The 22470-nt window shown below is 59.2% G+C and carries 16 protein-coding genes and 2 pseudogenes; 14 read left to right on the top strand and 4 right to left on the bottom strand.

The features are described from left to right. Positions 1–56: 56 nt before the first annotated feature. Entirely contained in the window at positions 57–1691 is a 1635-nt protein-coding gene (locus tag ACPF7Z_RS14755; protein WP_425194013.1) for a methyl-accepting chemotaxis protein, read from the bottom strand. A gap of 293 nt (positions 1692–1984) precedes the next feature. Here ACPF7Z_RS14755 and doeA point away from each other — a divergent pair, with 293 nt between their 5' ends. The 7 genes from doeA to ACPF7Z_RS14720 all read left to right on the top strand — a co-directional run bounded on the left by doeA (position 1985) and on the right by ACPF7Z_RS14720 (position 11221). Further along, a complete protein-coding gene (gene doeA / locus ACPF7Z_RS14750) occupies positions 1985–3184 on the top strand; it encodes an ectoine hydrolase DoeA (RefSeq protein WP_425194012.1) in 1200 nt (399 codons plus the stop codon). Between the two features lie 30 nt (positions 3185–3214). Beyond that, positions 3215–4231: a N(2)-acetyl-L-2,4-diaminobutanoate deacetylase DoeB gene (gene doeB, locus ACPF7Z_RS14745; RefSeq protein WP_425194011.1), complete on the top strand. Its 1017-nt coding sequence runs from the start codon at positions 3215–3217 to the stop codon at positions 4229–4231. Next, positions 4232–4702 (top strand): Lrp/AsnC family transcriptional regulator, encoded by a 471-nt coding sequence (locus ACPF7Z_RS14740; protein WP_425194010.1) that lies wholly within the window; start codon positions 4232–4234, stop codon positions 4700–4702. 190 nt (positions 4703–4892) lie between these two features. Then, positions 4893–5762 carry a carbon-nitrogen hydrolase family protein gene (locus ACPF7Z_RS14735; protein WP_425194009.1) on the top strand — a complete coding sequence of 290 codons (870 nt, stop codon included), beginning with the start codon at positions 4893–4895 and terminating at the stop codon, positions 5760–5762. Between the two features lie 60 nt (positions 5763–5822). Continuing rightward, the gene (locus ACPF7Z_RS14730; protein WP_425194008.1) at positions 5823–7289 is read left to right on the top strand and encodes a biotin carboxylase; all 1467 of its coding nucleotides are present in this window, start codon (positions 5823–5825) and stop codon (positions 7287–7289) included. Positions 7290–7319: 30 nt separating this feature from the next. Further along, positions 7320–8318, top strand: coding sequence for a C45 family autoproteolytic acyltransferase/hydolase (locus tag ACPF7Z_RS14725; RefSeq protein ID WP_425194007.1), 999 nt, complete (start codon positions 7320–7322; stop codon positions 8316–8318). A gap of 113 nt (positions 8319–8431) precedes the next feature. Further along, positions 8432–11221, top strand: a complete 2790-nt coding sequence (locus tag ACPF7Z_RS14720) for an aminotransferase class I/II-fold pyridoxal phosphate-dependent enzyme (protein WP_425194006.1) — start codon at positions 8432–8434, stop codon at positions 11219–11221. A 12-nt stretch (positions 11222–11233) separates the two neighbouring features. Here the strand turns inward: ACPF7Z_RS14720 and ACPF7Z_RS14715 are convergent, their stop codons facing one another. Both ACPF7Z_RS14715 and ACPF7Z_RS14710 read right to left on the bottom strand, forming a co-directional pair. Then, the gene (locus ACPF7Z_RS14715) at positions 11234–11551 is read right to left on the bottom strand and encodes a chaperone modulator CbpM (RefSeq protein ID WP_425194005.1); all 318 of its coding nucleotides are present in this window, start codon (positions 11549–11551) and stop codon (positions 11234–11236) included. Between the two features lie 3 nt (positions 11552–11554). Then, on the bottom strand, positions 11555–12508 hold the full coding sequence (locus ACPF7Z_RS14710) for a DnaJ C-terminal domain-containing protein (RefSeq protein WP_425194004.1): 954 nt from the start codon (positions 12506–12508) through the stop codon (positions 11555–11557). A 252-nt stretch (positions 12509–12760) separates the two neighbouring features. On the opposite strand from ACPF7Z_RS14710, the gene ACPF7Z_RS14705 reads away from it, so the two are divergent. The 5 genes from ACPF7Z_RS14705 to ACPF7Z_RS14685 all read left to right on the top strand — a co-directional run bounded on the left by ACPF7Z_RS14705 (position 12761) and on the right by ACPF7Z_RS14685 (position 19625). Further along, positions 12761–14230 (top strand): NAD-dependent succinate-semialdehyde dehydrogenase, encoded by a 1470-nt coding sequence (locus ACPF7Z_RS14705; protein WP_425194003.1) that lies wholly within the window; start codon positions 12761–12763, stop codon positions 14228–14230. Between the two features lie 174 nt (positions 14231–14404). Further along, positions 14405–15808 (top strand): aminotransferase, encoded by a 1404-nt coding sequence (locus ACPF7Z_RS14700; protein WP_425194002.1) that lies wholly within the window; start codon positions 14405–14407, stop codon positions 15806–15808. A 126-nt stretch (positions 15809–15934) separates the two neighbouring features. After that, positions 15935–16939 (top strand): hydroxyectoine utilization dehydratase EutB, encoded by a 1005-nt coding sequence (eutB, locus tag ACPF7Z_RS14695; protein ID WP_425194001.1) that lies wholly within the window; start codon positions 15935–15937, stop codon positions 16937–16939. Positions 16940–17109: 170 nt separating this feature from the next. Next, positions 17110–18582, top strand: a complete 1473-nt coding sequence (gene nhaD / locus ACPF7Z_RS14690) for a sodium:proton antiporter NhaD (protein ID WP_425194000.1) — start codon at positions 17110–17112, stop codon at positions 18580–18582. A gap of 44 nt (positions 18583–18626) precedes the next feature. Then, on the top strand, positions 18627–19625 hold the full coding sequence (locus tag ACPF7Z_RS14685; RefSeq protein WP_425193999.1) for a cyclodeaminase: 999 nt from the start codon (positions 18627–18629) through the stop codon (positions 19623–19625). 231 nt (positions 19626–19856) lie between these two features. Here the strand turns inward: ACPF7Z_RS14685 and ACPF7Z_RS14680 are convergent, their stop codons facing one another. Next, on the bottom strand, positions 19857–20435 hold the full coding sequence (locus tag ACPF7Z_RS14680) for a phage integrase N-terminal SAM-like domain-containing protein (protein ID WP_425193998.1): 579 nt from the start codon (positions 20433–20435) through the stop codon (positions 19857–19859). Positions 20436–20744: 309 nt separating this feature from the next. On the opposite strand from ACPF7Z_RS14680, the pseudogene ACPF7Z_RS14675 reads away from it, so the two are divergent. Together ACPF7Z_RS14675 and ACPF7Z_RS14670 are read left to right on the top strand one after the other, a co-directional pair. Then, positions 20745–21386: pseudogene (locus tag ACPF7Z_RS14675) on the top strand (tyrosine-type recombinase/integrase); the annotation flags it as partial. A gap of 9 nt (positions 21387–21395) precedes the next feature. Then, positions 21396–21779: pseudogene (locus ACPF7Z_RS14670) on the top strand (transposase); the annotation flags it as partial. Positions 21780–22470 lie beyond the last annotated feature (691 nt).

Here is a 22470-nt window from a genome sequence, read left to right as displayed (position 1 = left end):
GAGTGTAAAATGGCTGCCCGACTGGGCAGCCATCTTGGACCTTCAAGAAGCGGCAATCATGCTGTCATTTGAGCGTCCATCTCGCTCATTTCCTCGGTTGTCGTTGATTCTCCTTGCGTCGGCTCAGAGTCACTGCTTGTTTCATCGATCTGGAAGGTAGCGACCAGTTTCTTGAGATACCCAGCCTGGTCTTCCAAGGACGCAGCGGCGGCGCTGGATTCCTGAACGAGAGTGGCATTCTGCTGAGTGACGGCGTCCATTTGAGACACCGCCGTATTGATCTGCTCGATACCGCCGATCTGTTCATTGGTGGCGACGGCAACGTCGTTCATCAGCCTGGCCAGCTGCTGAATGGAGGTCTCGGTATCGCCGATGGTACGGCCACTGCGTTCAGCCTGCTCGGCGGAGGCGGTGATCTTGTCGCGCATCTCATCGAGCAGGGCGCGAATCTCGCTGGCGGAAGAGGCACTGCGCCCGGCCAGGTTGCGTACCTCAGAAGCGACCACGGCAAAGCCGCGTCCTTGTTCCCCAGCCCGAGCCGCTTCCACCGAAGCGTTGAGTGCCAGAATATTGGTCTGAAAGGCGATGGAGTCGATCGTTTCGATGATCGTGTTCATCTTGCTGGAACCAGCAGCGACTTCCTGCATCAACGCGATGCTGCGCTGAACGTCGGCGTTACCGCTTTGGGCACTCTGGGAGGCGGCGGAAGCAAGCTTGTCGGCTTCTTTGGTCGCTTGGGTGTTTTGTCTGACCGTCGCGGTCATTTCTTCCATGCTGGAAGCGGTCTGCTGCAGGGCAGCCGCCTGTTGCTCGGTACGAGCAGAGAGCTCCTGGCTTCCCAGCGAGATCTCGTTGGCGCCTAGATAGACGCTTTCGCTGGAACCTCGCAGTGATGCCACCAAGGTGGAAAGCGAACGGCTCATCTCGTTCATGGCGATCAATAGCTGCCCGGTTTCATCCTTGCTGGTGACGGTAATCTCCTGTCGCAAGTCACCTTGGGCAACCTGTTGCGCAACATCCAGCGCACGACGCAGCGGCACGACGATGCTACGGGTGATGGTGAAGGCCAGGATGATGGCCAGAGCCAGCGCGATGGCGGCAAAGCCGAGCAGTCCGGCCAGGGCGGTGCGATGTTGATCGACAATAGTCTGGCCTGCGCCCGTCATACGTGCTTCGGCGATCTCGCTGATGGCGTCGGCCAGTTCCGCCAAGCGATAAACCTCCGCCTTGTATTGACCGAGGGCCTTGTTGGCCTGAGCCGTTTGAGTAATTTCGCCGCTGCGTATCCGCTCGTAGACCGCGGTGAAGCCCGCTGCATAGTCTTCCAGCGCGCCACTTGCTTGAGAGTATAAATCACGCAATTCGGCGCTCGATGTCAATGCTTCACCGACGCTGAACGCTTCAGCCAATTCGAGACGTACCTTGTCCCATTTCTCCCGGTAGGAGAGCACCTTGTCGACATTATCGATGTTGATGAAGGTGTCTTTTTCGTAGCGTCTCTCCTGTAGAGCAAGACGCTGTACCAATGAGGCGTTCAGGGCAATAGCGGCATCCATGTCCAGCGCCTTGTCTGCAGTATTCTTTACGGCCTGAAGGCCATACAATCCGACTCCTATGGCGGCCAGTAGCAGGAGCGACACAATGCCGAAGGCGACGCCCAGGCGAGTACCGATTCGGAAACTATTTAGCATTGTCTTATCTTCGTGGCTGATTTGGGGTTGTTGTTTACCAATTTCTACATCGGCGATGCCGCTGAACACTTGAGCATCAATTCCTGGCGACAGGAGTCGCTTTTGACGCTGTATGCTTGACGAGTGCTAGTATCGATCCACGAACACTGATAAATAGTGGAACGAGTTCAGATGATGAGCGCGAGTAACGACAGTAACGCTAGTTGATGCAATAAATGCTCATGATGACGTCCGGACTTTATCCGTAGGCAAGCGGATGGCCGGTTTTGTGATTTTCTGGTGGAACGAGACCGATGATTCAGGTTGCCCTGCCATTCACGCGTGAAGAATATGCTCAGCGCCTGTTGAAGGTGCGTACGGCGATGGCCACTCGTGGCATCGACGTGTTGATTATCAGCGACCCCTCCAATATGGCATGGCTGACCGGCTACGACGGCTGGTCGTTCTATGTGCATCAGTGTGTGCTGTTGGGCCTGGAAGGGGAGCCGGTCTGGTACGGGCGGCGTCAGGACAGCAACGGCGCTTTGCGTACCTGCTGGATCGACCCTGAAAACATCACCTACTACCCGGATTACTATGTACAGAATCCGGACATGCATCCCATGGATTACCTGGCCCAGTCGATCATGCCGGATCGCGGCTGGCATCTCGGGGTGATCGGTATGGAGATGGACAACTATTACTTCTCCGCCAAGGCCTATCAGAGCCTGTTGCGTGAATTACCCCATGCGCGGTTTCAGGATGCCAATGCCCTGGTCAACTGGTGCCGTGCGATCAAGTCGCCCCAGGAAATCGAGTACATGCGGGTAGCGGCCAAGATCGTGGAAGGCATGCATTCGCGTATCCTGGAAATGATCGAACCCGGGCTTGCCAAGAGCAAGCTGGTGTCGGAAATCTATCGGGTGGGTATTGAGGGCTGGACGGCGCCGGATGGGGTAGTGCATGGCGGTGATTACCCGGCCATCGTGCCCTTGTTGCCGACGGGATCAGATGCCGCCGCACCGCACCTGACCTGGGACGATACGCCGTTCCGCGAAGGCGAGGGTACCTTCTTTGAGATCGCCGGCTGTTTCAAGCGCTATCATGCGCCCCTGTCGCGCACTATCTTTCTCGGCAAGCCGCCTCAGGAATTCGTGCGCGGTGAATCGGCACTGCTTGAAGGGATCGAGAACGGTCTGGCGGTGGCCAAGCCGGGTAACCGGTGCGCGGACATTGCCATGGCGCTGGGTATGGCCATGGATAAATACGGCTTCGACCGGGGTGGGGCGCGCTGTGGTTACCCCATCGGCATCAGCTATCCACCGGACTGGGGCGAGCGCACCATGAGTTTGCGCCCCTCGGACGAGACGATACTCGAGCCTGGCATGACCTTCCATTTCATGCCCGGAATGTGGATGGACGATTGGGGGCTCGAAATCACCGAGAGCATTCTGATCACTGAGCGAGGCGCCGAGCCGCTGGCAAACTTCCCGCGCCAGCTGTTCGTCAAGTAACACGTGTTCGTCACATAACAAGGAGTTGTCATGAGCAAGCGGCCCAGCCCAATTTCCGCCACCGTCGATTTTGATGCCGATGGCGTGCAGCACGGCTTCCTCAAGCTACCGATCTCCAACGACGATTCCGCCTGGGGCGCGGTGATGATTCCCGTCACCGTGGTCAAGAACGGTAATGGTCCCAGCGCCTTACTCACCGGCGGTAATCATGGCGATGAGTACGAGGGCATCACCGCGCTGATGAAGCTGGCCAACACACTCAAGGCCGAGGACGTACAGGGTCGGGTGATCATCGTGCCGATGATGAATATGCCGGCGGCTCAGGTTGGGCGGCGCACCTCGCCGATGGACGGTGGCAATCTCAATCGCAGTTTTCCCGGTGACCCGAATGGCAGCGTCACCGAACAGATCGCCGATTACTTCACCCGCACACTGGTGCCGCTGGTCGACGTGGTGCTGGACCTGCACTCCGGTGGCCGTACCCTGGATATCATACCGTTTGCCGCCTCGCACCTGCTGGATGACAAGGAACAGCAGCGTCGTGCCGTGGAGGGTGCCAAGGCCTTCGGCGCACCGACAGCGATGCTGATGTTCGAACTCGATGCCGCCAAGCTGTTCGATACGGCGGTGGAGAGCCAGGGCAAGATTTTCGTCGCCACCGAACTGGGCGGCGGGGGCACCACCACGCCAGAACGCTTGGCGATCGCCGAACGGGGAGTGCGCAACTTCCTGATACATTACGGTTTGATCGATGGCGAATTGGAGGGGCCAGAATCGCCCCAGATCTATGTCGATATGCCCGATGCCTCCTGCTACGTGCAGAGTGAACACACCGGGCTGCTGGAACTGACGCTGGCCATCGGCGACGAAGTGAACGAGGGTGATGTGATCGCTCGGGTCTATGACATGACCCGCACCGGTGCCGCACCGGTAGAGTATCGTGCCAGTCGTAGTGGGCTGTTGGTGGCGCGTCGCTTTCCGGCCCAGGTCAACATGGGCGATACCATCGCGGTGATCGCCGAGGTGGTCGATTCATTGGACGGCTGAATGAAGCTCGACCGTTACGACATCAAGATTCTGGAGATTCTGGCCAAGGATGGCCGGATCACCAAGTCGCGTCTGGCCGAGGCGATCAATCTCTCGGTCAGCCCCTGCTGGGAACGGGTCAAGCGTCTGGAGAAGGCCGGCATCATCGAAGGCTACAGTGCGCGGATCAATGCGCGGGTGTTGCTCAAGCGTACGCCGGTCTGGATGCAGATCGAACTGAAACAGCACAGTGCGGAAAGTTTCATGCGCTTCGAGAGCGCGGTTCTCGATACCCCCGAAGTCACCGAATGCGTGGCGGTCGGAGGCGGCGTGGACTATCTGGTCAAGGTCGAGACGGAATCCATCGACGCCTACCAGCGCCTGATCGACGATTGGTTGATGTCCGACCTGGGCATCGAGCGCTACTTCACCTACATCGTCACCAAGACGGTCAAGGACAGGGTGCCGCCGATCCGGCTGGATGGCTACTGACCGGCTCTGCCGGTGGTTCATGGCCTCGCTTTCTTCGCCAAACTGGTGCCACGGATTTCAACGGATGCCAATTTGACATAAGCTGATGCCATGGCGCGCTTGCGGATGGCGATATCGCCTATGTTTGATGTTTTGGCAGCAATCGATGCAGCCAATGAAAGAGTAGGCTATCGCATATTAGAGGTTATAAATGTCATATTTCACGATCGCCGGTGTCCAGCTGCAGGCTCTGCATCATGGTGACAACACCGACGCCATGCGCCATCGCATCGATGTGCTGATGGCGCGTTTTCCGCAGGTACAGATGGTGCTGTTCAGCGAACTGGTGGCCAATGGGGCCTCAACCCAGCACGCCCAGTCGATGCCGAGTGCCCTGGAGGCGATGTTTTGTCAGATCGCTGCACAGTATCGTATCTGGTTGATTCCGGGCTCGATGTTCGAGCGAGTCGGGGACAGGATCTATAATACTGCGAGTGTGATCGATCCCAGTGGTCAGGTGGTCACCCGCTTTCGCAAGATGTTCCCGTTCCGGCCTTATGAAGAGGGAGTGGAGGGCGGCAGCGAGTTCGTGGTCTTCGACGTGCCCAATATCGGCCGCTTCGGGGTCTCGATCTGCTACGACATGTGGTTCCCGGAGACCACTCGCACCCTCGCTGCGATGGGTGCGGAAGTGATCCTGCACCCCACCATGACCGACACCATTGATCGCGATATCGAGCTGTCGATCGCCCGAACCAACGCCGTCATCAACCAGTGCTACTTCTTCGATATCAACGGTGCCGGCGCCATGGGCAACGGCTGTTCGATAGTGGTCGGCCCCTCCGGCGATGTCATTCACCAGGCGGGCATCGGCGAGGAAATCATTCCCATCGAGATCGACCTGCAGCGCGTGCGGCGCGAGCGGGAGACTGGCTTGCGCGGGCTCGGCCAGCCGCTCAAGAGCTTCCGTGATCGCCAGGTAGAATTCTCTTTGTATCGCAGCGAGACCGGCTCCAGCCCCTTCCTCGATACCCTGGGTCCTTTGGCCAAACCGGTCAGGCAGAATATCGAGCCGTTCTGAACCGTTGGCTCGAGTGGAGCGACACAGCCGGTGGAATGCAACACGACAGGAGTGGATAACATGAACAAGATCACCAGCATTTCTGACGTAAGGCGTTACTTTCACAACAACAAGGAGCCTATCTACTTCATCTCGGCGACCAACTTCAATCTGTTGGGCATTGGCGACTGGGTGGGGAACTTTCGTCACATCAATTACATCGACTGCTTCGATCGGCGTCAGAAGAACGTCTTCGTTCCCAGGGAAAAGTTTCCTCGCGACTTCGAAAGTATCGAGGACATCAACAACTATTTGCTGGAACACAAGGAAGTGATCGACTACCTGAAGTCGCGGGGCGGCAAGGGCGTCGCCACCTTCCTGATGTTCGACGAGCATACCGAGGAGATCTGCGAGCAGTTGGGGCTGCGGGTGGCCTTTCCCCCGGCGAAGCTTCGCTCGCGGATGGACAACAAGATCGAGACGGTACGCATCGGCAACAAGGTGGGGGTGCCGAGCGTGCCCAACGTACTCGCCAAGGTCGACAGTTATCAACATCTGCTTGAGGTCTGCCAGGAACTGGGAACCCAGGATCTGGTCATCCAGTCGGCCTATGGGGACTCGGGTCATACCACCTTCTTCGTGTCCAACGAGAGCGAGTACTACAAGTACGCCGAGGAGATCGAGGCCGAACCCGAGGTCAAGATCATGAAGCGCATCAACTGCCGCGGGTCCGCCATCGAGGCCTGTTCGACCCGCTGTGGTACCGTGGTGGGCCCCTTGATGACCGAACTGGTGGGTTTCAAGTCGCTGACCCCCTACAAGGGCGGCTGGTGCGGCAACGAGATGTTCGCCGGTGCCTTTTCCCAGGAGGTGCGCGACAAGGCCCGCGAGTACACCTTCCTCTTCGGCGAAGCGCTGCGCGAGGAGGGCTATCGCGGTTACTTCGAGCTCGACTTCCTGATCGACATGGATACTCAGGATGTCTACCTGGGCGAACTCAATCCACGGGTCACCGGTGCCAGTTCGCTGACCAACGTGGCGGCCTTCGCTCATTCCGATGTGCCGCTGTTCCTGTTTCATCTGCTGGAATTCTCCGATCAGGATTTCGATCTTGACATCGAGGATATCAACGATCGCTGGGCGCATCCGGACAGCATCGACAGCTGGAGCCAACTGGTGATCAAGTACACCGAAGAATCGGTAGACCTGCTGACCCAGGCGCCACAGTCCGGTGTCTGGCGAATGGCCGAAGACGGCAGCATCGCCTACGGCCATTACGATCCGCACCCGCATGCCGCCGAGAGTGAGCAGGAGGCCTTCTTCCTGCGTATCAGTGGCGTCGGCGACTTCCGTTACGAGGGCGCAGATCTGGGGATCCTGATCACTCGAGGCCGCCTGATGGACGATGACTTCCAGCTTACGCCGCGCGCCAAGGCCTGGATCGAGGGCATTCGCGGCCAGTTCGCCGGTCAGGCCTTGCAGGACCCGGTGGTCGAAGAGGTAGCGGTCAGTCACGCAATCGGCGGCGGCAACTTCAAGATCCTTTAAGGAGAAAACCCGCCGGGGCGGGGCAGACACATGGACAAGCAGCTCGTATTTCGTGCCGTACATGAGCCCGTGGCAGGCGAGAAATGGCAGTCGCTCTTCGACTTGCATTGGCCGGCATACGAGCGTTGGTATCTGTCGGAAGGTGAGCGCGAGCGCCCGGGGTATCTGGCTTGCTACAATGCGCTCGAGCGGCACATGCCCGAGCTGATACCCACCTACGAGCGATTGTGCAGGCTGGCCGGCGGCGGTGATCTGGCATCGCGCATGCTGAGCCTTTATCGCCCGCCGGCCTACATCACCGGTTGCTCGCAGGCCGTATTGGCCAGAGCCGATGCCCATCTGCTGGTGCGCAACTACGATTACCCGCCGGAGCTCTGCGAGGGCACCATCCTCTATAGCCACTGGAACGAGCGGCGGGTCATCGCCATGACCGACTGCCTGTGGGGGGTGCTCGATGGCATCAACGACAGTGGTCTGTCGGTATCGCTGGCCTTCGGTGGTCGCACGGTGGTGGGTGACGGCTTCGGTGCACCGATCATCCTGCGGTACCTGCTCGAGTTCTGCGACTCCACCCCCGAGGCAGCCAAGGTGCTGGCTCGAGTGCCCACCCACATGGCTTACAATATCACCGTCACCGATGCCCAGGGTCGCTACATCACAGCCATGATCGCTCCGGATCGGCCAGCGTCCATCCGCCGGGTGCAGGTGGCCACCAATCATCAGCGGAAGATCGAGTGGTATGCCCATGCGCTGGCTTCGGAGACCCTGATCCGCGAGCGGCAGCTATCGATTCTGGTCAGCGACGATACCACCACCGAGTCGCGCCTGATTTCGGCCTTTGCGGCACCACCGCTGTATCGCAGCGATTACCGACGTGGCCTGGGCACGATCTATACCTCGGTCTATTGGCCACGTCAGGGCCGTGTTCAGTTTCGCTGGCCCTGCCAGTACCTGGACCTTTCCTTCACGCATTTCGAGGAGACCACGCTTGGCATTCACTACACCAGTCGGGTCACCCACACGGCCTGATGACAGGATGTGACACTGCGATTTCCCCTTGTCGGCCACTTGGTGGGTAACGGCTGGCAGGCAGCACAAGCACGATATACTGATAACAACGAACGGCAGAACCAGGTGACAACATGAACGAAAAGACTGGATCGGAAACGCCGTATACAGCGCTGGGCTTCTATCACAAGATTTCACAGCTTCGAGCGGATACCTGGAATGCCCTGAAACGCGATCTGGGTCGGCTGGTACGGGTAAACAACGAAGGGCAGGTGCGCAACCTGGTCAAGTCCATCGACGTCAAGCTGACGCGGCTGGAGATTATCGAGGATTACCATGCCTTTCCGTCCAAGGAGGACTTTCGCCATCTTTGGTCGCTGTTCGATCGCGAGGAATTCGCGCTGCTCGAGAAGGTGGTCAAGCGCCTGGTGCGCGCGCTGATCAGCGAATCCTATCGCCGCCGAAACGTCGATCTCAGCGAGACCGACGCCGATGCCGAAGATCTGGAGGCCCTCGACGCCCTGGCCCAGCTTCGGCGGGGCCACCCGGCCTCCAACAGTTCATCGCAGCCTTACTTCGAGCTCTTGATCGTCGACGCCATGTCGACCCAGGAGGAGGAAGTGGTGCGCGAGGCCTTTCATAACCTGCGCCGCCCCGAGGATCGCTTCGTCTATGACGTGGTCACGGTGAGAAGCTTCGAGGATGCCCTGATCGCCATCCTGGTCAATCCCAACATTCAGGCCTGCCTGATCCGCTATGAGTTCCCCTACAAGTCGAAGTACAACCTGAGTGCCCTGCGCAACTACCTGGAAGGAATCTCGGAGGCCGAGCTGGAGACCAAGTCCGAGGCCGAGCGCAGCCTGCTGCTCAGTTCCATGATTCGCGAGATTCGCCCCGAGATCGACCAGTTCCTGGTCACCAGCGGCGATGTCGAGGCCACGGCCAGCGGCGACATTCGCCACTTCAACCGGATCTTCTATCGCGAAACCGACTACATCGAGCAGCATCACACCATCCTGCGTGCCATCGACGATCGTTACCGCACGCCGTTCTTCGATGCCCTGCGCGAATACAGCAAGAAGCCCACCGGGGTCTTCCATGCCATGCCGATCTCCCGGGGCAAGTCGGTCACCCGCTCTCACTGGGCCGGGCAGATGATCGACTTCTACGGCATCAACATCTTTCTTGCCGAGACCTCGGCGACCTCCGGCGGCCTGGATTCGCTGCTGCAACCCTACGGGCCGATCAAGAAGGCTCAAGAGTATGCCGCCCGTGCCTTCGGGGCGCGTCAGAGCTTCTTCGTCACCAATGGCACCTCAACGGCCAACAAGATCGTGGTCCAGGCCCTGGTCAAGCCCCGCGACATCGTGCTGGTCGACCGCGACTGCCACAAGTCGCACCACTACGGCATGGTGCTGGCCGGCGCCCATGTCGCCTACCTGGATTCCTATCCGCTCAACGATTACTCCATGTACGGTGCCGTGCCGCTCAAGGAGATCAAGAAGACCCTGCTGGCCTACAAGCGTTCGGGTCAGCTCGACAAGGTCAAGATGCTGTTGCTGACCAATTGCACCTTCGACGGCGTAGTCTATAACGTTCGCCGAGTCATGGAGGAGTGCCTGGCCATCAAGCCCGACCTGGTCTTCCTGTGGGACGAGGCCTGGTTTGCCTTCGCCACCTTCAACCCGACCTACCGGCCGCGCACCGCGATGCACGCCGCGCGCCATCTTCGAGATCGCTACCGCAGCGAGGAGTATGCCAGGGAGTACGCGGCCTGGAAGGCCGAGTTCGAACAGCTCGACCCGGACGATGACGCCACCTGGCTGGAGCGTCGCCTGCTTCCGGATCCCGGGGCGGTGCGGGTGCGCGCCTATGCCACCCATTCGACCCACAAGACCCTGACCTCACTGCGTCAGGGCTCGATGATCCATGTCTACGACCAGGACTTCCGCCAGAAGGTCGAGGCGCCGTTCCATGAAGCCTACATGACCCATACCTCGACCTCGCCGAACTACCAGATCCTGGCATCGCTGGACGTGGGACGCATGCAGGCCGAGATGGAAGGCTTCGAGCTTGTTCATGCCCAGGTCGAGGCGGCGCTGTCGCTGCGTGAGCAGCTCTACACCAATCCACTGCTGCAGAAGTACTTCGAGATACTCAAGAACAGCGATCTGGTGCCCGCCGAGTACCGCCAGTCCGGGGTCGAGACCTTCTACGACGCCAACAGCGGCTGGAACAAGATGGAGGAGGCCTGGGCCCACGATGAGTTCGTGGTCGACCCGACGCGCATCACCATGTCGATTGGCAAGACCGGGATCGATGGCGATGCCTTCAAGAACGACTACCTGATGAACCAGTTCGGCATCCAGATCAACAAGACCTCGCGCAACACCGTGCTGTTCATGACCAACATCGGCACCAGCCGTGGGTCGATCGCCTACCTGCTCGATGTGTTGATCAAGTTGGCCAAGTCCTTCGATCGCCGCTGGGAGGAAAGCAGTCGCCCCGAGCGCAAGATCATCGAGCACCAGATCAGGTCGCTGACCCAGGACCTGCCGCCGTTACCGGATTTCAGCCGCTTCCATGCCGCCTTCCGACCCCATGCGTCGGAGGGCACTCCGGACGGCGACATTCGCCGTGCCTATTTCCTGAGCTACGACGAGGACAACACCGAATATCTGCGCTTCGACAATGGCGAACTGCAGCGCGCCATGGACAAGGGCCGCGATGTGGTCTCGGCGACCTTCGTGATTCCCTATCCGCCGGGCTTCCCGGTATTGGTGCCGGGCCAGGTGATCAGCGAGGAGATCCTGCATTTTCTCCAGGCCCTGGACGTCAAGGAAATCCATGGCTACCGTCCGGAGCTCGGGCTGCTCGTGTTTACCGAGGCGGCGCTTCAGGCCACCGGCGAGTGCATCGATTGACGGCTGGCCCGGCTAGTCGTCGAGCCGTCGCAGCCGTGCACGCAGTTGCTCCAGCTCCTCGAGCAACTCGAGTGCCAGGGCGGCGCCGGCGGCGTTGATCCCCAGGTCCTGCCTGAGCCGCTGTACGCAGCGTACCCGGCGCACGCTGACGCCGTAAAAGCGCCAGCGTGCGGGGTCGCGGCCCACCGGGTCGATGACGCCCTCGTCGACTAGGTCGACGATCTGTTCCGCCGGCAACTGGCAGGCTCGGCACAGTTCCGCCAGGGTCAGCTCGATGTCCTCTTCCAGCACTTCGCCGGACAATAACGTCTCTAGTTTTCTGTTCGTCACGGTTCATCCCCCCAGGTGCGCACGCGGGTTGAACTTGAAGGCCTTCTCGAATTCACGATAGGCGGCCTTGGCGGCATCGTTTTGCGCAGGTGGCAGGGCAATCTTCAATACGACATAGAGATCCCCCGGCGATTTTGCGGGCAGCCCGCGTCCCTTCAGCCGCAACTTGCGTCCCGCTGCCGAACTGGCCGGTATCTTGAGATCCACCGAGCCCGTGGGCACGGGTGCCTTGACGGTGGCGCCCAACGCCGCCTCCCAGGGCGCGACAGGCAGATCCAGGAACACATCCTTGCCCTCGACATGGTAGAAGGGGTGGGGGCGAAACTCGATTTCGAGGTACAAGTCACCGGGGTCACCCTTCCCCAGGCCGGCCTCGCCCTGTCCAGCCAGGCGGATATGCTGGCCCTGGCGCACTCCCTTGGGAATCTTGACGCTCAAGGTGCGCTCGCGGCTTCGTGGTCGACCGTCGCTGCCCAGCTCGGTCTGGGTCAGGGTGAAGCTGCGGGTGGCGCCGTGATAGGCGTCTTCCAGGTCGATGAGCACCTTGGCGTAGCTATCCTGACCGCGCATGTGAAATTCACGCTGTGTGTGTCGTCCATGGCCGCCACCGAATCCCCCGCGCCCGAACAGGCTCTCGAAGAAGTCGCTGAACTGCTCTGAATCGGCATCGGTGAACCCACCGCCGTGAAAGGCAAATCCCTCGTCCCAGTCCGGTGGTGGGCGGAAATCCTGGCCGCCTTGCCAGTCGGCGCCAAGCCGGTCGTAGGCGGCGCGCTTCTCCGGGTCCTTGAGCACCTCGTAGGCCTCGCCTACCTCCTTGAACCTCGTCTCGGCATCTGCCTCCTTGTTGACATCCGGGTGGTACTTGCGCGCCAGCTTGCGATAGGCGCGCTTGATCTCGTCCTGGGTCGCGTCCCGGGCGACCCCCATGATCTGGTAGTAGTCCTTGAACTCCATTTGCTTGCGGCCTCTCAACCTACTTAAACAGCATCCAAGCTTGTTTTGCCTTGTCTGTCCAGTGCGGCGGCTTGTCAGCATCGCGGCTGCGTCAAGGTGTCGCCAGAAAATGTTGCAAGACAGGCGTGCGATTCCAAAAAAAACCTCGTGTCGCAACCGCCAGGGACAAAAAGTATCTGCCCGCGACAGGCCCTATCCTGTGTCTTGTGTTCAGGCAGGTCGCTGCCTGCTTTTCGTTTCAAGGAGGCATGCATGAAACTCGACGATCCGCGTCTTTTACGCCAGTACGCCTACATCGATGGCAAATGGACCCACGGCGACGCCGGCCGCGAGACGGCCGTGATCGATCCGGCCACCGGCGAGACCCTGGGGCATATTCCCCTGCTCGAGACCGAGCAGATTCGCGGCGCGATCGAGGCGGCCGACAACGCCTTCGTCCACTGGCGCGCATTACGCGCCGACGAGCGTTGTGAGCGCCTGCTGGCCTGGTATGACTTGATCCAGGCCAACCGCGAGGATCTCGCCATCATCATGACCCACGAGCAGGGCAAGCCGTTGCCCGATGCGCGGGGCGAGGTCGAATACGGTGCCAGCTTCGTGCGCTGGTTCGCCGAAGAGGGCAAGCGTACCTTCGGCCAGACCATTCCCAGTCATATTCCAAACGCGGCGCTCGGGACCCTCAAGGAGCCGATCGGTGTAGCCGCATTGATCACGCCTTGGAACTTCCCGCTGGCGATGATCACTCGCAAGGCCGCCGCAGCCATGGCGGCCGGTTGCCCAGTGATCGTCAAGCCGGCCGGCGAGACGCCGTTTTCTGCACTGGCGCTGGCGGAACTGGCCGAGCGTGCCGGCATTCCCGCGGGAGTGTTCAACGTGGTGCTTGGCGAAGCCGCCGAAGTTTCCGAGGTGCTGTGCAAGGAAGAACGGGTCAAGGCGCTGTCCTTCACCGGCTCCACGCCGGTCGGACGCTTGTTGTTGGAGCAATGCGCCAGCACCGTCAAGCGAGTCTCGCTGGAACTCGGTGGTAACGCACCGTTTATCGTCGGCCCTGACGTTGATCCCAAGGAGGCTGCGCTTGCCGCTGTGGCGGCCAAGTTCCAGACTGCGGGGCAGGACTGTCTAGCGGCCAATCGCATCTTGGTTCATGAAGATGTGCATGACGAATTCGTCGAGTACTTCGCCGAGCGCATGAAGGCTCTCAAGGTCGGCAATGGTCTGGTCAGCGAGATCGATATCGGTCCGCTGATTCATCAGCGGGCCGTCGAGAAGGCGTCCAACATCGTCGACGATGCGCTCTCCAAGGGCGCTACCTTGATTCATGGCGATCAGTCCATGGCACCGGATGAGAATTTCTTCATGCCGACGCTACTGACCCATGTGACCGGTGACATGCAAATCTGGCGGGAAGAGAATTTCGCACCGGTGGCCGGGATCACCAAGTTTGCCAGCGACGATGAAGCCATCGAGATGGCCAACGATACCGAGTATGGCCTGTCGGCCTATGTGTTTACCCACGATATCCGTCGCATCTGGAAGATGCTGCGCGCCTTGCAGAACGGCATGGTGGCGATCAACACGGTGAAGATGACCGGTCCCCCGGTGCCTTTTGGTGGCGTGAAACAGTCCGGTTTGGGCCGCGAGGGAGGCACCACGGGCATCGAGGAGTATCTGGAGACGAAGTACTACTGCCTCGGCGGCCTCGGCTCTGTATCCGGGAGCTAGCTGCGCTCGACTATACGGCGTTGGACTTTGACTCGAGCATGCTCATTTACAACAGTAAACTCCGCTGCTCTAGTCAAAGTCCGCCTGGTCTAGTCTTCGCTCGCAGAGCTCTTCATGTCAGAGAATATTGTTTTTCATAACTGATTAGTTAAAAAGATTATTCGGGAGAAGTTGATGAGTAGCCATCAGGATCTGATCGATCGCGATCGCAAGGTGACGTTCCATGCGTCCACTCATCTGCGCGATTTTGCTCACGGCGATGCGCCGGGCCGTGTCATTACCGGCGGCAGGGGGATCAACATCGTCGACAAGGATGGCCGCGAGATGATCGACGGCTTTGCCGGCCTGTACTGCGTGAACATCGGCTATGGCCGTACCGAAATGGCCGAGGCGATCTACAAGCAGGCCCTGGAGCTGTCCTACTATCACACTTATGTGGGCCACTCCAACGAGCCGCTGATCGAGCTCTCCGAAAAGATCCTCAAGCTCGCCGGCATGAACATGTCCAAGGTCTACTACGGCATGTCCGGCAGTGATGCCAACGAGACTCAGCTCAAGATCGTGCGTTACTACAACAATGTGCTCGGCCGCCCGCAGAAGAAGAAGGTCATTTCACGTAGCCGCGGCTATCACGGCTCCGGCATCGCCTCCGGTTCGCTGACCGGGCTGCCGACCTTTCATAATCATTTCGATCTGCCCATCGAGACCATTCGCCACACCGAGGCGCCGTACTATTATCGGCGCAGCGATGCCCAGGCCAATATGAGCGAACGCGAGTTTGCCAAGGACTGCGCGGCGAAGCTCGAGGAGATGATCCTCCATGAGGGGCCGGACACCGTCGCCGCCTTCATCGGCGAGCCGGTACTCGGGACCGGCGGTATCGTGCCGCCGCCGGAGGGTTACTGGGAAGAGATTCAGAAGGTGCTGGCCAAGTACGACGTGCTGCTGATCGCCGATGAAGTGGTGACCGGCTTCGGACGCATCGGTACCGATTTCGGCTCGCATTTCTACGGCATGAAGCCGGACCTGATCACCGTGGCCAAAGGCCTGACCAGTGCCTACCAGCCGCTGTCCGGCGTAATCGTCGGCGACAAGGTGTGGCAGGTACTCGAGCAAGGCACCGGCGAATACGGCCCGATCGGCCATGGCTGGACCTATTCCGGCCACCCGCTGGGCGTCGCTGCGGGGCTTGCCAACCTCGCCATCATCGAGCGTGAAGGCTTGACCCAGAACGCCGCCGAGACCGGTGCTTATCTGCAGCAGCAGATGCAGAAAACGTTTGCCGATCATCCATTGGTGGGCAACGTGCGCGGCGTCGGTCTGCTCGCGGCGCTGGAATTCTCTCCCGGCAAGGCGACCCGCGAGCACTTCGCTCCGAATCTCAAGGTTGGCCCGCGCATCAGTGCCGCGGCAATGGAGGAAAACCTCGTCGCCCGGGCCATGCCGCATGGCGACATCCTTGGTTTCGCGCCGCCGCTCGTGGTCAGCCGTACCGAGGTCGATGAGATCATCATCCGGGCCAAGCGCGCCGTGGACAAGGTCACCGACGAGCTAACCCGTTCCGGCGATCTGAAATAAGCGACATTCTTTCAGCGATTAAAAGTCAGGCTTTCGAAAGCCAAGTCCTCAAGAGGGCTTGGCTTTTTTACCGTTTCCGACGCTACTATGGCAGTAACATAGCGCCTATAAGAAAAGGAGTTGCTCATGCCCGATTCCGGTCATCATCACGTTACCCTGGAGGCGATCTATCAGGCCCGTGCGCGGATCGCCGGGCAGGTAGTTCGCACGCCCTTGATTCGCTCCATGGAGTTATCCCGGCGTTTCGATGCCGAGATATTCCTAAAACTGGAAAACTGCCAGCCGACCGGCGCCTTCAAGCTGCGCGGTGCGACCAACATGATCGCCGCCTTGATCGAAAAGCATGGCAAGGATTCACTTAGCCGGGGTGTGACGACCGCTTCCACCGGCAATCACGGCCGGGCGGTGGCGTTTGCCGCGGCGCGCCTGGGAGTGCCGGCGGTGATCTGTTTGTCGGAACGGGTGCCAGACAACAAGGTGCACGCCATCGAAGCACTGGGGGCCGAGGTGAAGCGTGTTGGCCAAAGTCAGGATGATGCCTTCGAGGAAGTCGCACGACTGGTCGAGGAGCAGGGCATGACGCTGATTCCGCCCTTCGATGATCCGTTGATCGCTAGCGGTCAAGGCACCATCGGCCTGGAGCTGTTGGAAGATCAACCCTATCTCGACCGGGTGATCGTCGGACTCTCGGGGGGTGGTCTGTTGGGGGGTATCGGAGCAGCGCTTAAGGCGATCCGCCCCAATACCTGGGTGACCGGTGTGAGCTTATCTCAGGGAGCGGCAATGTGGGAAAGCCTCGAAGCGGGGCGCCCGGTCGATGTCGAGGAAAGCGACAGTCTGGCAGATTCCCTCAACGGCGGCATTGGTCTGAGCAATCGCTATACCTTCGATCTTGTCTCCGAGGTAATGGACAATCACTATCAGGTCTCCGAGCCGGCCATCGCTCGGGCCATGATCGACATGCTGGAGCACGAGAAGATGCTGGTTGAAGGTGCCGCCGCTATCGGTCTTGCAGCCATCGAGGAGCACGGAGTGAACGTGCAGGGCCAGAAGGTGGCGCTGATCGTGTCGGGCAATGGTGTATCGCTCGAGACCTTCGACAGAGCGCGCACCTTGGCTGGAACTGCTTGATTCGTATGCCTTCGGTGGCCATGAGCGTTGCCGAGGGCGTGTCAATTTTGTTGAACGACGATGAACAAAAGTAGGAAAAGAGTGATCATCATCAACTTTCATGGTATTTCAGCTTGTTAGTATCTTGGGCAAGATAGCGTCTTCCTTCTCCTTGGCGTAAGAATGTGCCCATGACTCGTTGCTTATTTGTGCCTGCCCGCTCTCGCTCTCTTCTCTGGTTGTTGTCGTTACTTACCTTATGGCTGGTTTCTCCCGCCGCGCTAGCAGTCAGCGGCGAGCTGGATATGACCGGCTCGATGGTGGGTATGATAGCCTTGGTAGTGTTCGTCTTGGCTTACACCCTGGTGATGCTTGAAGAAAAGATCCACATGCGCAAGTCCAAGCCGGTGCTGGTGGCGGCGGGGATCATCTGGGCGCTGATCGGTTGGGTGTACGTTCAGGCAGGCATGCCGCATGCCGCTGAAGAGGCTTTCGGCGAGACCTTCCTGGAATTTGCCGAGCTGATGTTGTTCCTGCTGGTGGCGATGACCTACATCAATGCCATGGATGAGCGGAGGACATTCGACGCCTTGCGCGCCTGGATGGTGGATCGGGGGTTCAGCTATCGCAGCCTGTTCTGGTTGACCGGCATACTGGCCTTTGTCATTTCCCCGGTGGCGGACAATCTGACTACTGCGCTTTTGATGTGCACCGTCGTGATCAAGGTCGCCGAGGGCGATCGAGCCTTCATCAATCTGTGTTGTGTCAACATCGTGGTCGCCGCCAACGCTGGGGGCGCCTTCAGCCCATTTGGTGATATCACCACCCTGATGGTCTGGCAGGCCGACCTGATCAAATTTTACGAGTTCTTCGAGCTGTTGGTGCCCTCGCTGGTCAACTTTCTGGTACCGGCAATCATCATGAACCTGTTCGTGAAAAAACGTCGGCCACAAGCACAGGATGACGTTGTCGATCTCAAGCGTGGCTGGAAACGTATCATTGCCTTGTTCCTGCTGACCATCGCTTCCGCGGTGGCGTGTCATACATTTCTGGGGCTGCCGCCGGTATTGGGCATGATGACCGGGCTCGGTTATCTACAGTTCTTCGGTTACTACCTGCGCCAGAGTCTGCCGCGCTCCCTGGAGCGCAAGCGGGAGCGTTATTCGCGGCGGGGCGATCAGGAGCGGCTTGAGCGGCTGGGTAGCGTCGTGCCTTTCGATGTGTTCAGCCGTGTCGCGCGCGCCGAATGGGACACCTTGCTGTTTTTCTACGGCGTGGTCATGTGTGTGGGTGGCCTGGGTTTTCTAGGCTATCTATCGATGCTTTCGGAGCTACTCTATACCGAATGGAATGCCACCTGGGCCAACGTCTTTCTAGGGCTCGCTTCGGCGGTGGTCGATAACATCCCGGTGATGTTCGCCGTACTCACCATGCAGCCAGACATGTCTCATGGTCATTGGTTGCTCATCACTCTGACCGCCGGGGTCGGTGGTAGCCTGCTCTCCATCGGTTCCGCCGCGGGCGTGGCATTGATGGGGCATGCTCGGGGCTCCTATACCTTCATGGGACATTTGAAATGGGCGCCGGCCATCTTCCTGGGCTACGTTGCCAGCATCCTGACGCATTTGTGGCTGAATGCGGGGAGTTTTGCGATCAGCGGTTGATTGGCGACAATGGAGAGACATCGACATGATCAGGAGTCTTCTTCATGCAGCTTTTCAATCGCGATGCCATCAGCAGTGCTGTCACACTTGACCGTGACGCTTTGGCGGCAATAGAGGAGGGGTTTCGGGCGCTGGGCCGCGGTGACGTGGTCCAGCCGCCCATCCTGTCGATGGCCATCGAGGAGTCCAATGGCGAGGTCGATGTGAAGACCGCGCACATTCGCGGCTTCGAGCGTTTTGCCATCAAGGTCAGCCCTGGTTTCTTCGACAATCCCAAGCTCGGCTTGCCGAGTTTGAATGGCTTGATGATGGTGTTCTCCGCCAAGACCGGGCTGGTGGATGCGGTGCTTTTCGATGAAGGCTATCTCACTGCGATACGCACCGCCCTGGCCGGCGCCATCGCTGCCAAGCATCTGTCCCGGGAAAACAGCCGCCGAGTAGCGGTTCTTGGCGCCGGCGAACAGGCTGAATTGCAGGTGAGGGCGCTGCAACTGGTGCGCGATATCGACACCGTCGATGTCTGGGCGCGCAAGCGCGACTCCGCTGAGGCCTACGCCGAGCGCATGCGTACCCTAGGTCTTGAGGTCAACGTACATGACAGCGTCAAGGCCGCTTGTGCCCAGGCCGACATCATCGTTACTACCACCCCCGCACGAACTCCCATTCTTACCGCCCAGGACGTACCGGAAGGGGCGCATGTCACCGCCATGGGTTCGGACAGCCCCGACAAACGCGAGCTGGATGAATCGCTGATGACTCGCGCCGATGCCTTCGTCTGCGATACTCGTGCCCAGAGCGAAACCAACGGCGAACTCAAGATCTTTTCCCGGCGCGCGCGTTCGGATTCGAGAGCATCGAGCGGCCCGGCGGACTTCGGCGCCGATGGAAAGCCACCGTTCAAGGTTTATGAATTGGGAAGAATTATCGCTGAAGGCCAGCGCCTGCGCCTCTCGGATGCCAGCATCACGGTCTGTGACCTGACCGGCACCGGCGTGCAGGACACGGCGATCGCCAACTTTGCGCTGGGGCGTTTGATGGGGTGAATGGGGTGCAAATCCATAAAAGTGGAAAATAGCGGCCTACTGCATTACGCGGCAAGTGCATCCTCATGCAATAGAGCAGCTTGGACTCTGAAGCGTTGGAAATCACTATCATGCACGGGCAGATAGGGGCGGTAGCGTGCCCGGCACCGACATCCCGATTCCGTTACCCGAGGGGGCTGCGCACGCCGGCAAAGCCCTTGCCCAGCACATGCGTATAGATCTGGGTGGTTTCTAGGCTCTTTTAGCAGAGGAAATCTGCTGCTGTAAGTAGGAGATACAGCTGGTCGGGAGCAAGGTAGTGCGGTCCTTATCGCCTTTGCCCGCTCTCACCGTAATAACCTGGCGTTCGAAGTCGATATCCCGGACTCGCAGACGACACGTTTCAAGGAGTCGCAACCCCGAGCCGTACATTAGCGCACTCATCAAATACATGGGGCCTGATAGATGGCATAGTACGCGCGTCACTTCCTCGTGGGAAAGCACCACCGGTAGCCGGCGCGGGCGTTTGGCGCGCGAAAACTCACCGATATCTCCCAAGGGCTGTTCGAGGATGTGGCGGTAGAGGAAAACGAGGGCGTTCAGGGCCTGATTTTGTGTGGCCGCCGCCACACGGCGCTCCACTGCAAGATGTTCCAGGAAAGCCTTTACCTCGGGAGCTCCCATGCTGGCGGGATGCCGCATGCCGTGGAAGCGGATGAAGAAGCGTATCCAGTAACAGTAGGTTTTCTCGGTACGTGGGCTGTAGCGTTTCACTCGCATGGTGGCCTTTACCCGATCCATCAGCTTCGGCGGTCTGCTGTGCGTATCCATATGGCGCTTCTCACAATGTATGGATATGCATACTGTATTATTGGTCCGGGCAAAACGCGCAAGCGCGCGCATTCTGCATAGGCTGCCGAGCTATTCTTAGTAATTTTTGATATCAATGGCTTAGGTGAAGAAATACGTGCTAGATAACATTATTGGACATGCCAGCGCGTTCATTCAATGTCAGAGCGTTCCGTCTAATACCTGTTGAACTAAACCGCTCCGCGGTAGCTGTCGTCGAATCACGTCTTTCGCCTCATCGCACCACACTGTTCGTTGACCCACCTGGGTCAACGAACAGGAGTGACGACGATGACTGCCTTACGACAGACAATGATCGAGGCCATGCGTCAACGTGGCTTCGCGCAACGCACCCACACCACCTACCTGAGGGTGATCACGGACCTGGCGCGCTATTTCCACCGGCCGCCAGACACCTTGAGCACCGATGACCTGCAACGCTTCTTCAATCATCTGGTCCAGGAGCGCGGCTTGTCCGCTGCCAGCTGCCGCGTCTATCTGCACGGCGTGCGTTTCCTGTACCTGCAGGTGTTGCACTGGCCGTCGGTTGAGGTATCCCCCGTGGTGCCGAAGACACCGCAACGGATTCCGGAACTGCTGACTCGCGACGAGGTCCGGCGGATCCTGGCCGCGTGCCGAAACCCCAAGCATCGCGTGATGCTCGAACTGTGCTACGGCTGCGGACTGCGCGTGAGCGAGGTCTGCCACCTGCGGGTCAGTGATATCGACGGCCAGCGCGGTCAGCTCCGTGTCGCGCAGGGCAAAGGGGCGAAGGATCGCATGGTCCTGTTGCCGGCGACACTACTCGATCACTTGCGTGATTATTGGCGTGCCTATCGGCCGCCGACATGGCTGTTTCCGAGCGCCCTGTTCCCGGACCGCGCGCTGCACCCGAGCGCGCCGCAGGGGGCCTTTACCCAGGCCAAGCGCCAGGCGGGGGCCGGCGCGAACCGGCATGATGTTACCCAGATCGAGGCCGTGCTCGAAGCGATTCAGGTCAAACGCCCCAACCCGCCTGTTCGCCGTTCCAAACATCTGTGTGCCGATGCCGGCTACCGAGGAAAGGCAGCCATGACGGCAATTCTGGATCATGGGTACATCCCGCATGTCCAGGGACGGCATGATGAAGCGCAACAGCTCAAGCAGTGCCCTGGTAAACGAGCCCGGCACTGGATCGTCGAAGTCGCTCACAGCTGGTTCAACCGATTTCGCAAGCTCCTGGTGCGTTACGAAAAGCTGGAGCGCAGCTTTCGAGCCCTTAACCAGTTGTCGGCGGCCATTATCGCCTTTCGGAAGGTACCGCTTAAGGTGAATATTATTTACGGACAAATTCTTAGTCCAACAGACATTTATACGCCATGCTCCGCACGGCGAAGAAATGCTGAACAGTTATGCGCAAAAGGAGGAGGCGTGCACCATAAAGCAGCCCAATGGATTGTGGGGTTACTGAGAGAAAGGAACATCCCTTTTTTAATCTGTGGAGGACTCGCCTCAAAGGGGTATGGCTCTGGGCGCGAACTAAATGACATTGACCTTTTCGTCCCTGGTGAACACTTCTCGTTGGTGGTTCAGGCCGGTAAGGAATTTGTATCCAAAGCTGCCGCTCACCGCCAAGAGGAAGGCTGGGACCTAACCTACGTCCAGTTCCAATATGAAGGCATCAAAGTCGAGGTAGGTAGCGCTGACGGTCCCAAAATCTTCGATGCAGGTAGCGAGACCTGGGTTCCACTCGACATAGATTTTTCTCGCTACGCGACCGTGCCGTTGCTGGATCTTGAGCTTCCACTTATGCTGAAGGACGATCTGGTCAAGTATAAATCTGCTCTTTCACGTCCAGTGGATATCGAGGATATCCGTGCTATCCGTGAGAGCGCATAACCAGGCCATGCACCGGATGCTGGACTTCCCCCGATCTAGTAGACACGCATCGATAACTCCGCAACAGGAGAACACCGATGCCGGAGATGATCACGGGGAAGAAAACTCAGCAGTACAGCACTGAGTTCAAAGTCAAAGC

The sequence above is a fragment of the Halomonas sp. GXIMD04776 genome, from assembly GCF_049808615.1.
Lineage (GTDB): Bacteria > Pseudomonadota > Gammaproteobacteria > Pseudomonadales > Halomonadaceae > Modicisalibacter.
Note: the sequence above shows the minus strand (reverse complement) of the source record. Positions and strands in the feature narration are given on the sequence as shown.

Excerpts from the sequence above, each read along its gene's own strand:
- eutB (WP_425194001.1), top strand. The coding sequence starts at position 15,935 with ATGCCCGATTCCGGTCATCATCACGTTACCCTGGAGGCGATCTATCAG.
- doeA (WP_425194012.1), top strand. The coding sequence starts at position 1,985 with ATGATTCAGGTTGCCCTGCCATTCACGCGTGAAGAATATGCTCAGCGC.
- ACPF7Z_RS14705 (WP_425194003.1), top strand. The coding sequence starts at position 12,761 with ATGAAACTCGACGATCCGCGTCTTTTACGCCAGTACGCCTACATCGAT.
- ACPF7Z_RS14700 (WP_425194002.1), top strand. The coding sequence starts at position 14,405 with ATGAGTAGCCATCAGGATCTGATCGATCGCGATCGCAAGGTGACGTTC.
- ACPF7Z_RS14735 (WP_425194009.1), top strand. The coding sequence starts at position 4,893 with ATGTCATATTTCACGATCGCCGGTGTCCAGCTGCAGGCTCTGCATCAT.
- doeB (WP_425194011.1), top strand. The coding sequence starts at position 3,215 with ATGAGCAAGCGGCCCAGCCCAATTTCCGCCACCGTCGATTTTGATGCC.
- ACPF7Z_RS14680 (WP_425193998.1), bottom strand. The coding sequence starts at position 20,435 with ATGGATACGCACAGCAGACCGCCGAAGCTGATGGATCGGGTAAAGGCC.
- nhaD (WP_425194000.1), top strand. The coding sequence starts at position 17,110 with ATGACTCGTTGCTTATTTGTGCCTGCCCGCTCTCGCTCTCTTCTCTGG.
- ACPF7Z_RS14685 (WP_425193999.1), top strand. The coding sequence starts at position 18,627 with ATGCAGCTTTTCAATCGCGATGCCATCAGCAGTGCTGTCACACTTGAC.
- ACPF7Z_RS14720 (WP_425194006.1), top strand. The coding sequence starts at position 8,432 with ATGAACGAAAAGACTGGATCGGAAACGCCGTATACAGCGCTGGGCTTC.
- ACPF7Z_RS14755 (WP_425194013.1), bottom strand. The coding sequence starts at position 1,691 with ATGCTAAATAGTTTCCGAATCGGTACTCGCCTGGGCGTCGCCTTCGGC.
- ACPF7Z_RS14725 (WP_425194007.1), top strand. The coding sequence starts at position 7,320 with ATGGACAAGCAGCTCGTATTTCGTGCCGTACATGAGCCCGTGGCAGGC.
- ACPF7Z_RS14710 (WP_425194004.1), bottom strand. The coding sequence starts at position 12,508 with ATGGAGTTCAAGGACTACTACCAGATCATGGGGGTCGCCCGGGACGCG.
- ACPF7Z_RS14730 (WP_425194008.1), top strand. The coding sequence starts at position 5,823 with ATGAACAAGATCACCAGCATTTCTGACGTAAGGCGTTACTTTCACAAC.
- ACPF7Z_RS14740 (WP_425194010.1), top strand. The coding sequence starts at position 4,232 with ATGAAGCTCGACCGTTACGACATCAAGATTCTGGAGATTCTGGCCAAG.